This is a genomic window from Nitrospirillum goiasense (genome assembly GCF_034427435.1).
Lineage (GTDB): Bacteria > Pseudomonadota > Alphaproteobacteria > Azospirillales > Azospirillaceae > Nitrospirillum.
On the sequence record NZ_JAXQNP010000003.1, the window covers coordinates 1,463,892 to 1,475,576 of the forward strand.

The 11,685-nt window shown below is 70.3% G+C and carries 12 protein-coding genes; 8 read left to right on the plus strand and 4 right to left on the minus strand.

What is annotated here, in order from left to right; genetic code table 11:
- Position 1 precedes the first annotated feature (1 nt).
- The 6 genes from gspM (at position 2) to ULB03_RS20760 (ending at position 6,147) form a co-directional block, all read left to right on the plus strand.
- Positions 2 to 637: a type II secretion system protein GspM gene (gene gspM, locus ULB03_RS20735; RefSeq protein WP_322484973.1), complete on the plus strand. Its 636-nt coding sequence runs from the start codon at positions 2 to 4 to the stop codon at positions 635 to 637.
- Entirely contained in the window at positions 615 to 1,301 is a 687-nt protein-coding gene (locus ULB03_RS20740; RefSeq protein ID WP_322484974.1) for a hypothetical protein, read from the plus strand. Before gspM ends, ULB03_RS20740 begins: the two co-directional genes overlap by 23 nt.
- Entirely contained in the window at positions 1,298 to 3,598 is a 2,301-nt protein-coding gene (gene gspD, locus ULB03_RS20745) for a type II secretion system secretin GspD (protein WP_322484975.1), read from the plus strand. The genes ULB03_RS20740 and gspD overlap by 4 nt, the downstream gene beginning before the upstream one ends.
- On the plus strand, positions 3,598 to 4,446 hold the full coding sequence (locus tag ULB03_RS20750) for a type II secretion system protein GspK (protein WP_322484976.1): 849 nt from the start codon (positions 3,598 to 3,600) through the stop codon (positions 4,444 to 4,446). Before gspD ends, ULB03_RS20750 begins: the two co-directional genes overlap by 1 nt.
- Complete coding sequence (locus tag ULB03_RS20755) at positions 4,443 to 5,213, plus strand: prepilin peptidase (RefSeq protein ID WP_322484977.1); 771 nt, start codon at positions 4,443 to 4,445, stop codon at positions 5,211 to 5,213. Before ULB03_RS20750 ends, ULB03_RS20755 begins: the two co-directional genes overlap by 4 nt.
- A gap of 169 nt (positions 5,214 to 5,382) precedes the next feature.
- Positions 5,383 to 6,147, plus strand: a complete 765-nt coding sequence (locus ULB03_RS20760; protein WP_322484978.1) for a DUF4253 domain-containing protein — start codon at positions 5,383 to 5,385, stop codon at positions 6,145 to 6,147.
- Between the two features lie 19 nt (positions 6,148 to 6,166).
- Here ULB03_RS20760 and ULB03_RS20765 read toward each other — a convergent pair whose 3' ends face one another.
- The 4 genes from ULB03_RS20765 to ULB03_RS20780 form a co-directional block, all read right to left on the minus strand.
- Positions 6,167 to 6,490 carry a hypothetical protein gene (locus ULB03_RS20765; RefSeq protein WP_322484979.1) on the minus strand — a complete coding sequence of 108 codons (324 nt, stop codon included), beginning with the start codon at positions 6,488 to 6,490 and terminating at the stop codon, positions 6,167 to 6,169.
- A 75-nt stretch (positions 6,491 to 6,565) separates the two neighbouring features.
- Entirely contained in the window at positions 6,566 to 7,327 is a 762-nt protein-coding gene (locus tag ULB03_RS20770; RefSeq protein WP_322484980.1) for a permease prefix domain 1-containing protein, read from the minus strand.
- The gene (locus tag ULB03_RS20775) at positions 7,320 to 7,673 is read right to left on the minus strand and encodes a PadR family transcriptional regulator (RefSeq protein WP_322484981.1); all 354 of its coding nucleotides are present in this window, start codon (positions 7,671 to 7,673) and stop codon (positions 7,320 to 7,322) included. The genes ULB03_RS20770 and ULB03_RS20775 overlap by 8 nt, the downstream gene beginning before the upstream one ends.
- Positions 7,674 to 7,695: 22 nt before the next feature.
- On the minus strand, positions 7,696 to 8,499 hold the full coding sequence (locus tag ULB03_RS20780; protein ID WP_322484982.1) for a hypothetical protein: 804 nt from the start codon (positions 8,497 to 8,499) through the stop codon (positions 7,696 to 7,698).
- A 286-nt stretch (positions 8,500 to 8,785) separates the two neighbouring features.
- Here ULB03_RS20780 and ULB03_RS20785 point away from each other — a divergent pair, with 286 nt between their 5' ends.
- Positions 8,786 to 10,363, plus strand: coding sequence for an aldehyde dehydrogenase (NADP(+)) (locus ULB03_RS20785; RefSeq protein WP_322484983.1), 1,578 nt, complete (start codon positions 8,786 to 8,788; stop codon positions 10,361 to 10,363).
- A gap of 84 nt (positions 10,364 to 10,447) precedes the next feature.
- A complete protein-coding gene (locus ULB03_RS20790; protein WP_322484984.1) occupies positions 10,448 to 11,374 on the plus strand; it encodes a Gfo/Idh/MocA family protein in 927 nt (308 codons plus the stop codon).
- Positions 11,375 to 11,685: the final 311 nt, after the last annotated feature.

Here is an 11,685-nt window from a genome sequence, read left to right on the forward strand (position 1 = left end):
GATGCCGACGCCGCTGCCTCCCCGCCGTCCCATCCCGCCACGTGGCTTGCGTCCCGGCTTCGTGCTGGCCATCGCGCTGTGCCTGCTCGCGTTGCCACCCTATTTCTACCTGGCCCCCCTGGTGGATGGCGTGGAGGCGGCCGCCGCGCGCCGCGCCGCGCGTCTGGCGCAGTTGGCCGCCACCCGCGCGCTGCTGGCCCAGCAGGACGACCTTGCCCGCCGCGCCGCCCAGGTCGACCAGGCGCTGGGCGTCCACACCCTGTTGCGCACCGGGGCGGACGCGGCGGCGGTGCAGGCCGACGCGGAGGGCGACGTGCGCGGCGCCCTGCGGCAGGCCGGCGTCACCATCAACGCCCTGACGGCTCGGCCGGATGCGGGCCAGGGGGCCTACCGGCGCATCCACTTGGCGGTATCCGCGCAGGGCGACGCCGTGACGGTGGCCAACGCCCTGGCGGCCCTGGACGGTGTGCGCCCCCGCCTGCTGGTGCGTTTCGTGCGCCTGCACACGGACGCGTCGGAACCGGCGGCGCCGGGCCCTGGTTTCGGCAGGGCCGCACGCGGCTCCGCCGCTGGGGAGGCCAATTCCGTGACCCTAGACATTGAGATCGACGCCTATGCCGACCTGGCCGGCCCCTAGGGGGGCCCTTGACCGGACCGCCCTGCTGTTGGCGGGTGTCGGCCTGGTGGTCGGCACCGGACTGGCGCTTGCCGTGGCGGTCGACGCGTCGGGGCCGCCGGTGCGGGCGCAGGCTCCGCTGCCGGTACTGCCTCCATTGGCCGGGCCCACACCCATGGGCCTGTCCGCCGAGCCGGGGGAGGCGGCGCGACGCCCCCTGTTCACGCCCGACCGCCGGCCGCCGCTGAAGGCGACCACGCCGGTGGCTTCCGACGGGCCGGATCTGCTCGTGACCGGCGTGGTCACCGGTCCTAGCGGCGGGGCCGCCACGGGCGTGGACCGCAAGTCGCAGAAGCCGTTCAGCGTACGCCTGGGCGACGACCTGCAAGGCTGGACCGTGGACGCCATCGGACGGTCCTACCTGCGCCTGCGCCGGGGGGCGGCCGTCCGCGACTATCCCCTGGCCGTGCCGCCGCCCCCGACCATGGGCGACCCCCTGGTGTCGTCCCCACCCCCGGCGGGGCCGTCGTCAAGGGGTGCGGCGCCGGTGGGTGCGCCACCAGCGGCTGCCCCGCCATCGGGCATGCCGCCGTCAGGGCAGCCCGATCCGCGTCAGATGGATGCCCAGCCCAGCCATCCGCCATCCCGACCGCCCCCCGACCAGCCCCCCAGACGGCAGCCATGACGCACCCCAGCCCTACGCCCCGCCTGCTGCTTGCGTGCCTCATCCTGGCCGGCTGTGCGGACAGCGCGGTGACCCGGGGGCCGGGCACGCCCTTGCCTGCGTCGCCGCCCGCCTCCACGGCACCGGCCAGCGGCGTCATCGGGCCCAGCACCCCGCCTCCCCGCGTGCCGCCACAGACCCTGGCCGGCACAGGCCAGCTGGTGCGCCAGACCCGGCCGATGTCGGGCGTGGCCCCTGCAGCCCCGGGCGAGGGGGAGCCGGTGGAGATGAACTTCGTCAATGCCGACGTCCGCTCCGTCCTCGATGCCGTTCTGGGCGGCATGCTGGGCCTGAACTACACCATCGACCCCAAGGTGCAGGGGCAGGTAACCATCCGGACCACCAGGCCACTGGCGCGCGGGCAGGCGTTGGCGGCGGTGGACGCGGCCTTGCGCACCCAGGGCTTCGCCATTGTCGGGGGCGACGGCTTCTACCAGGTGGTGCCGGCGGCGGACGCGGCCGGCCAGGCCCCGGTGCAGGCGCCCTCGGCGGCGGAGCGCGCGGCCGGCTTCAGCACCGCCATCGTGCCCATCCACCATGTCTCCGTCGCGGAACTGGACAGGATCGTCCGCCCCCTGACCCGCCAGGGCTTCATCCTGCTGGCGGATGCCGGTCGCAACATCTTCATCGTCAACGGCACGGCCCATGAGATCGAGTCCTTCACCCAGTTGATCGCCAGCTTCGATGTCGATTGGCTGGCCGGGCTGTCCTTTTCCCTCCATACGCTGCAGGCGGTGGAGCCCGCCCGGCTGGAGGCGGAGCTGCGCCGCGTGCTGCAACTGGACAACGGCCCCTTGCAGGGCATGGTGGATTTCGTGCCCATCAACCGCTTGAACGCCCTGCTGGTGGTGGCCAAGCGGCCCGACCTGCTGCCCACCGTCAGCGCCTGGGTGGAGCGGCTGGACCGGCCGGGCCCCGATGGCGGCAAGGTCGTGCATTTCTATGAGGTGCAGAACGGGTCCGCCGTGGAACTGGCCAACGCCCTCAATCGCCTGGTGGGCCGCGCCGGCACGCAACAGCAGCCGGTGGCGGAGCAGGGGCAGGGGCGGGGCCGCACCGGGGCCCGTTCCATGGGCGCCGGCACCTCATCGTCGGCTCGCGGCGGCCTGTCCACCGCCATGGGCGGCAGCTCCTCCAGCGGCCCCCCCAGCGGCAGTACCGCGACCGGCGCCTCCGGCTCCGCCGCCGGCGCGCCGCCCAGCCCGGTCGACAGCGGGGCGACGCTGCCGGCCGGCGGTGGCGGCGGGGAGGGCGCGGGGGATGAGGACGGGCTTTCGGAACTGAAAGGCGTGCGCGTCGTGGCGGATGAGCGGCGCAACGCCCTGCTGATCTTCGGTTCCGGCGCGCAGTACGCGCTGCTGGAACAGGTGCTGACCCGCCTGGACGCCCCGCGTGAGCAGGTGTTGATCGAGGCGACCATCGCCGAGGTGACGCTGAACGACCAGTTGAACTTCGGGGTGCAATGGTTCCTGGACCGGGGCAGCAGCACCGTGGGCTTTTCCAACACCACCGGCTCCACCGTCGGCGCCAGCTACCCCAACTTCAACTACACCTTCCTGACGCCCAATACCCGGGTGGTCCTGAACGCGCTGTCCAGCGTCACCGATGTCCAGGTGCTGTCCGCCCCGCGCCTGATGGTGCTGAACAATGAGACGGCCCGGTTGCAGGTGGGGGACGAGGTGCCGGTGGTGGTGCAGTCGGCCACCAGCACCCTGACCAGCGACAGCGCCGTGGTGAATTCCGTCGAATATCACGACACCGGCGTGATCCTGGAGGTGACGCCCCGCATCAACCGCAGCGGCGCCGTGGTGCTGGACGTGAACCAGGAGGTCAGCACCGTGACCAACACCACCACGTCCGGCATCGACAGCCCCACCATCCAGCAGCGCAAGATCACCAGCGTGGTGAACGTTCAGGATGGCGAGACGGTGGCCCTGGGCGGGCTGATCAGTGATACCTCCAGCCGTACCGGCGCCGGCATCCCCTACCTGCGCGACATCCCGGTGCTGGGCAAGCTGTTCGGCACCGATGGCCATACCAAGGGCCGGACGGAATTGCTGGTGTTCCTGCGTCCGGTCATCGTGCGCGACGCCACCCGGGCGCGGGAGGTGACGGACGCGCTGCGCGCCAGCATGAGCCGCCTGGAAATCTTCGCTGGCGCCACCGGCATGCCCGCAGGCATGCCCACGCCCCCTGCGGCCGTGACGCCACCGCCGGTCCAGACCGTGCCCCTGCCGGCCACGCCCACGGGTCGGTGATGGCGGGGGCCGGCCAGGAACGGACGGGCCAGCGGGGCTATGCCCTGTTGCTGGTCCTGTTCCTGCTGGCCATGGCCACGGCGGTGGGGCTGGTGGTCATGGGCAACGGCCTTTCGGCGCGCAAGCTGGCCCGCGCCGCATCCCTCACGGTGGGACAGGACCAGCGCGCGGCGGCGGCCACCTGGATCGCGCTGGATGATGTGCTGGCGCGCGGCGGCACGGATATCCCGCCCCCTCGGCGCCTGGTGCTGGACGGCCAGTCCTTGACCGTCACGGTGGCGCCGGAAACCGGCCGCATCGACCTCAATGGCCTGTCGCGCAAGGCCTTGGCCCAGGCCATCCATGGCCTGGGCTTCACCGAAGGCCGGGCGCGCCAGGCCGCGGACGCCATCGCCGCCTGGCGGGGCATGGACGCCCCCGGGGCGGCGGATGGCCTGGACCTGACCATCGATCCCGTGCGCGCCCTTTGGTCGCTGGAGGATTTGGATGTCATCCCGGGCCTGGACGCCGATGTCGCCGCCTGCCTGCGCCGCTGGGGCACCGTTTATGCGCGGGGGCCTTTCCATGGCCTGGCGCCGTTGATGCCCCGGCAGGATAGGGGGGGCGCGGCGGACGACCGGGGGGAGGGGCCGCTGGGCCTGGTGGCCGGCGGCCTGCTGCGGGTGACGGTGGCGGAGGAGGGACGGGCCCAGGTCCGGCGCAGCGTGCTGCTGTACCGGGGGGTTGGACGCCAGGCGGCGGGTGCCGGGACCGGCGCCGAATCCCCGTGGCTGACGCTGGAATGGCAGCGGCCCGTCCTGGCGGGCCGTGACGGTTGCGTCATGACCGACCGTGGCGGGGTGCCATGATGGACGCGCCGGACGACAGCCTGTGGACGGCCGTTTCCCTCATGCTCGCCGCCCTGCTGGGCCTGGTGGGCGGCAGCTTCGCCATGGCGCTGGCCTGGCGCCTGCCGCGCGGTGAACCCTGGGTGGCCGGCCGCTCGCGCTGTCCCAGATGCGGGACGCCCCTGGCGCCCTCGACCCTGGTGCCGGTCTTTTCCTGGCTGGCGCTGGGGGGCCGGGCGCGCTGCTGCGGCGCCCCCATACCGGCAGCCTATCCGCTGGGTGAGGCGCTGGCCGCGCTCGCGTACATGGCGGCGGTGGCCCGCCTGGATTGGGCGCCAGAGACGGCGGCGCTGTGCCTGCTGGCCACGCTGCTGCTGGCCAGCGCCGTCATCGACCTGCGCCACCGCTATCTGCCGGATGGCCTGACCCTGGCGGTGGCCCTGTTGGGCTTGGGATGCAGCCTGGCGGGGTGGACGGTGCCGCCGGCCCAGGGTTTGGTGGCGGCCCTGGCCGTCGCCGCCCTGCTGGGGGCCGTGCGCTGGGCTCTCAGCCGGCGACTGCGCCGTGTCGCTTTGGGCTTGGGGGACGTGAAGCTGTTCGCCGCCGCGGGCTGGTGGATCGGGCTGGCCGGCATGCCCTGGCTGGTGCTGGCCGCCGCCTGCCTCGGGCTGGCCGCCTATCCCCTGTGGTGGCTGGTGCGGCGGCGTCAGGGGCGGGAATGGGCGGAAATGCCCTTCGGTCCCGCCATCGCCTTGGCCTTCTATGCCCTGGCCTTGGGCGCCCTGTGATGGATTGTGGCATTCCACGGCAACGGTGGCGATACTGAGCCGATGCCATACCCGGTGCGATGGAGGGAACCCCGCGATGGTCATTCAATGGGTGCGCCGCGTTCTCGCGGGACTGGGGTCCACATCAACCTCACCAAGCGCCTCCGTAATCCAACCGGACTTGGGCAGGGTGCCTGCCGACAGCAGGGCGGAGGTGATCGCCATGCATGCCAGGATGATGGCGGCGTTGCCTTATGAGCGTATCACCGTGCCAGGGTCCCAGGCCTGGGACCATTGGCTGCGCCTACGCGCGGCGGGGCGCGGCTGGCCCGTCATCATCGGCGACGATGAAGCGATGGAACGACTGGCCGAGCATTACAGCCTGGGCGATCCCACGGTATTTCCTGGCACGCCTCCCGGTATGGTGCCGATGCTGGCGCCCTCCGAAATTCTGGAGAAGTCCAAGGACATCCGCTTTCCCCAGATCGTTGAGGATTGGCCGGACAGCCCGGATGAGGACCAGATCGGGGTGATGGGCGAGGATTGGGTGGATTTTCCACCGATGCCGGACGGGCCACCCACGTTGAGTGTGGTGCGCGACCATAATCATAAGCCCCACGCCCGCGTGCACATTCTGCTGATCCCCACGGATCAAGGCTGGCAAGTGCCGGCTTTTCTGCGCTGGGGCGGCTGGAACGCATGTCCGCCGCCGGAAGCCCATGTCGCCGCACTCCGCTTCTGGCACGAGAAATATGGGGCCGAACTGATCGTCATCAGTAACGACACCATGGAATTACGTGTTGATCGTCTACCGGCGGACAAGGCCGAGGCTTGGGACCTGGCGCGGGACCAATATCGCTATTGCCCTGATATCGTCGACCAGGGCGTCGGGACTGTCGGTGCGCTGGCTGGTGGTCTGATGCAAATGCGCTACTGGTTCTTTTGGTGGGACTGACTGGTGGACTGGCAGGTCTTCACTTGTCGGCGCTATAGACTGATCGGCATTCGCCCACATTGGCGCAGTTGACGGATCGGGCGCCGGCGACGGTGCCCGTGTTCTGTGTGTTGTTGCGGGTCAGGCTGTCGCCCCGGCTGACGGGCCTCGCCTCCGGCGCGAACATACCCTTCAGCCGGGCGTACTCTTCATCGTGGAAGGCCTTCACCTCTTCCGGCGTGGGCAGGAAGCTGGGGGTGACGATGATGTCCTGGCCCAGCATGGGCTCTTCGCTCGTCTGCGGCGGGGCAGAGGCCAGCGGGGCCATGGGTGCCGGCGCCCCGCTTTGCGCCAGCGCGGTCATCGGGAATAAGCCCGCCAGGCCAAACACGAGAAGCCCGGCCCCCGTCATCGATCGCCCCATCTCGGTCGTCCCCTGTCAGGTCAGTTGGGAACCACTGCCCAGGGGGGCGTCCCCCTCCGGGCCGGAACACTCGTTCAAGGCCTTGCGCCAGACATGCCAGGCGATGTAGGGCGCCAGGGTCAGCAGCAGGTTGATGGCGATGTGCCGCAGACAATTGTTCAGCCCCGGCCAGGGAGAGCTGAGGGCGAAACGGATCTCCAATTCCATCAGGGCGTTGGGATCGACGGGACGGATGAAGTCCAGGGTGATGGCGCCGCCGACGATGCCGATGATCAGCAGGGCGATGCTGGGCCACAGCAGCGCCATGCGCTGACGCGTGGCCATGATGGCGTACGCCGCCGCCAGGACCAGGGGCAGGGCCAGGCCGTGGATATAGGTGATGGTGGCGAAGGCGCTGTCGAACCAGTCGGGCAGGATGGGCCGCGCCGTGGGGGATGCACGATGCGTCTCCACAATGGCGGCGACGGCGGCGATGGCCAACCCATAGGTCATGACCAGGCCCAGCATCGATCCCAGGCCGTAAACCGCCCACGGCGCCCTGGCGCCCCAGGAGCGGAAGTCGCCCCGCGCCACCATGGCGCGCACCAGGGCATCCGGCGTGCCCAGGCGCTGCAGGGCGCGGGTCCTGGCCTGCGCTTCCGCCAGCCCGGCGGCCCGCTCCTCCTCCGCCAGGTCGGCGGCATGGTCCCGCAGTTCCGCGACGTAGCGGCGGGCGTGGCGGGGGGCGACGCCCGCCGCCAGCAGTTGCTCACGCAAGGGGGTGAAAACATCAGGCATGGCTGACCCCTCCGATGGCAGGGCCACCCAGCACCGACTGGATGGCCTCGGTCAGGCGCGACCAGTTGCCGGCCAGATCGTCCAGGCGGCGGACCCCCGTCGCGGTCAGGGTGTAGTAGACGCGGCTGCGGCCATTGACCGTCTTGCGGCTGGATGACAGGGCGCCATCCCGTTCCAGCGCGTGCAGGACCGGGTAGATGACGCCTTCGCCCAGGGCGATGGCGTCGTTGCTGCGCTCGCGGATGGCCTGCACCAGCTCATACCCGTACATCTCCTTTTCCCGCACCAGGCGCAGGATCAGCAGCTCGGGCACGCCGCTCATGAAGTTGGAGTTGTTCTCTGCCATGGAAGGCCTCACGCGGACGGTTTCAGGTTTTGATCAGGGGGATGGAGTCCAGATCGACGCTCTGGCCTGCGACGGTCGTGTCCCCGGCGGGCGGCACGGCTGTGCGCCAGATGTGATGGGTCCAGATATGATGGGCCCACCTGTGATGGGTAAGATAGGGCACCAGGGTCAACAGCAGGATCACCACCGCGTGGCGCACCGCCATGTCCAGGTTCACGTAGGGGCAGATGAAGGACCAGCCGACCACCAGATCGATGAAGCCGCCCGGTTCCTGGGGCATCCGAACCTCCGACACGCCAGCCCCCCCGATGATGGCGATGATCAGCAGGGCCACGCAGGGCCACAACGCGGGCATGCGCTGCCGGGCCGCCATCCAGGCGACGCGGCCACCGATCAGCAGCGGCAGGACCAGGCTGTGCAGATAGCCCAGGGTGGCCGCCGCCGACCCGAACCAAGGGGGCAAGATGGGGTGCGCGCCGGGGTAGGGGCGGTGCGACACCAGGATGCCGATCAGGGCGGCCAGGGCCAGTCCATAGCAGGCCGCAACGGCCACCAGGGGGGCGATGCCATAAACCGCCCAGGGGGCCTTGGCACTCCAGGACCGGAAGTCGCCCCGCCGGATCATGGCCTGGGCCAGATCGTCCGGCGTGCCCAGCCGGGTGGCGGCCTGGGTCGCCGCCTCCGGCTGCGTCAGGCCGGCCGCCACGCCATCGGCGGTCAGATCGGCCGCGTGTTCCCGCAGTTCCGCGACATAGCGGCCGACATGGCGGGGGGCGATACCCGCCGCCAGCAGGCGCTCACGCAGGGTGTCGAACATCTCGGCCATGGGGCCCCCAATCACGGACAATGGTACGGCGGGACTATGCCTTGTAGCGCTAGGCATCATGCCTAGCCGCGAAAGGTATGGCAAGGGCTTTGGCGATGGCTGCCCCACCATTGCATGTTACCGGTATCAAGCCTACATTCCGGGCGTGATCCGTGGACCCCACCTCTCCTCGCCGGCCGGCCGCCGGGGGAAGGGTGGATTTATCGTACAAATTTGGCTAACAAGGGACGGCGCCCCGACACCAGGCCGCCCGGTCAGGGGCCACCCAAAGGGATAGGAACACCAGATGTCTTTGCACGGTAAGCTGCTGATCGGCAGCGCCCGCGTCGCCACCGACGCCACCTTCACCGCCATCGATCCCGCCACCAATGCGGCTCTGGACACCGCCTTCGCCCAGGGTGGCGCCGATCATGTGGCCCAGGCCTGCGCCCTGGCCGCCGCCGCCTTCGACACCTTCCGCGAGACCAGCCTGGAGCTGCGCGCCAGCCTGCTGGAAAAGATCGCCGACAACATCCTGGCCCTGGGGGACGCCCTGCTGGACCGTGTCGGCCAGGAAAGCGGCCTGCCGCGCGCCCGGCTGGAGGGGGAGCGTGGCCGCACCATGGGCCAGCTGCGCCTGTTCGCCAGCGTCGTCCGCCAGGGCGACTGGCTGGGCGTGCGCGTCGACCCGGCCCTGCCGGAGCGCAAGCCCCTGCCGCGGGCCGATCTGCGCCTGCGCCACATCGCCGTGGGGCCTGTCGCCGTGTTCGGCGCCAGCAACTTCCCGCTGGCCTTCTCCGTCGCCGGTGGCGACACCGCCTCGGCCCTGGCCGCCGGCTGCCCGGTGGTGGTGAAGGGCCATCCCGCACACCCCGGCGCCAGTGAGATGGTGGGTGAGGCCATCGCCGCCGCCGTCAAGGAACTGGGCCTGCCCGAGGGCGTATTCAGCCTGTTGAGCGGCACCACCAACGAGCTGGGCGGCGCCCTGGTCGCCGACCCGCGCATCAAGGCCGTGGGCTTCACCGGCTCCCGCGCCGGCGGCCTGGCCCTGGTGCGCATCGCCCAGAGCCGTCCCGAGCCCATTCCCGTCTATGCGGAGATGAGCAGCATCAACCCCGTGGTGCTGTTGCCCGCCGCCCTCTCGGCGCGGGCCGAGGCCCTGGGCCAGGCTTTCGTCGGTTCACTCACCATGGGTGCCGGCCAGTTCTGCACCAATCCGGGCCTGGTGATCGCCCAGGACGGCCCGGACCTGGAGCGCTTCATCGCCGCCGCCACCGAGGCCATCGGCCGGACCACGCCGCTGGTCATGCTGACCCCCGGCATCGCCAAGGCCTACAAGCAGGGTGTGAAGGCCCTGGCCGACAGCTCCAGCACCACCATCCTGGCCCAGGCGGCCGAAGGTGAGGGCAACACCTGCTCCGGCGTGCTGTTCAGCGTGACGGCGGCCGACTTCCTGGCCGACCCGGCCCTGGCGCATGAGGTCTTCGGTTCCTCCTCCGTCATCGTCCGCTGCCCGGATCTGGCGGCGGTGAAGGCGGTGCTGGAAGGCCTGGAAGGCCAGCTGACCGCCACCCTGCACCTGGACGAGGCGGACTATGACGCCGCCGCCACCCTGCTGCCGACGCTGGAGCGCCGCGTGGGCCGCATCCTGGCCAACGCCTGGCCCACGGGCGTGGAGGTCTGCCACGCCATGGTGCATGGCGGTCCGTACCCGTCCACCTCCGACGGGCGCACCACCTCGGTCGGCACCCTGGCCATCGACCGCTTCCTGCGCCCGGTCTGCTACCAGGACCTGCCGGACGCGCTGTTGCCGGCGGCGGTGAAGCACGCCAATCCGCTGGGGCTGAACCGCCGTGTCGACGGCGTGGTGCAGCCCGGCAAGTAAGTCGCCATGGGGCGGGCCGGAAACACGGCCCGCCCTTTTTTCATAAAAACAGGGGAGCCCAGAGAGCGGATGTCACCAGAGCGCATGTCACCGATCAAGATCGGCCTGGTGGGCGTGGGCAAGATCGCCCGCGACCAGCACCTGCCCGTCATCGCCGCCAATCCGGACTATGAACTGGTGGCCGTGGCCAGCCGCAACGCCACGCTGGACGGTGTCGACAGCTATGGCAGCCTGGACGCCATGCTGGACGCCCGTCCCGAGATCGAGGCCGTCGCCCTCTGCACCCCGCCGCAGGGCCGCCACGCCCTGGCCCGGCATGCGCTGGACCGGGGCGTCCATGTCCTGCTGGAAAAGCCGCCGGGGGCCACCCTGGCCGAGGTGCATGACCTGGTCGGTTTCGCCAAGGAAAAGGGCCTGGCCCTGCTGGCGACCTGGCATTCCCGCTACGCCCCGGCGGTGGAACCCGCCCGCGCCTGGCTGGCGGGCCGCACCCTGAAATCGGTGTCGGTGTCGTGGAAGGAAGACGTGCGCCATTGGCACCCGGGCCAGGAATGGATCTGGCAGCCGGGCGGCCTGGGCGTGTTCGATCCCGGCATCAACGCCCTGTCCATCATCACCCACATCCTGCCGCGCGCCCTGGTGCTGAAGGCCGCGACGCTGGAGTTCCCGGCCAATCGCCAGGCCCCCATCGCCGCCCAGCTGGACTTCCAGGATCTGGCCGGCGTGCCGGTGCGGGCGGAGTTCGATTGGCGGCAGACGGGCCCGCAAAGCTGGGACATCGTGGTGGAAACCACCGATGGCACCCTGACCCTGAACCGCGGGGGCGCGGCCATGAGCATCGACGGCACGCCGCATCTGGAAGAGCCGGAGGCCGAGTACGCCAACCTCTACGCCCTGTTCAGCCGCCTGGTGCGGGAGCGTCAGGTCGATGTGGACTTGGCGCCCCTCAGCCACGTGGCCGACGCCTTCCTCTGCGGCCACCGTGTGCTGGTCGAGGACTTCCACGACTGAGCCAGACGCCGTTTCGGCGGTTGACGTTGAAAAAGCCGGCGGTGCTTCCGCCGGCTTTTTTCATGGGGGTGAAAGCGCTTGCAAGAGACGCTCGGGCCAAAGGCATAGGCCTATGCGCGTCCTCGCCACCGTAACAATGTTTGCAAAAACGCCCGACCCCAACCCAAATTTTTTATTTGGCACTGTGACTTAGCGGCAAGGCCCTGATTAGTCATATATTTTTGCCAATGATTCGGCCTATGTCCTCCGGCCCCGTTGCAAAATCGTGAACACGGCCTTGACAACGTTGCCACACCCTTTCAAAGATGCCG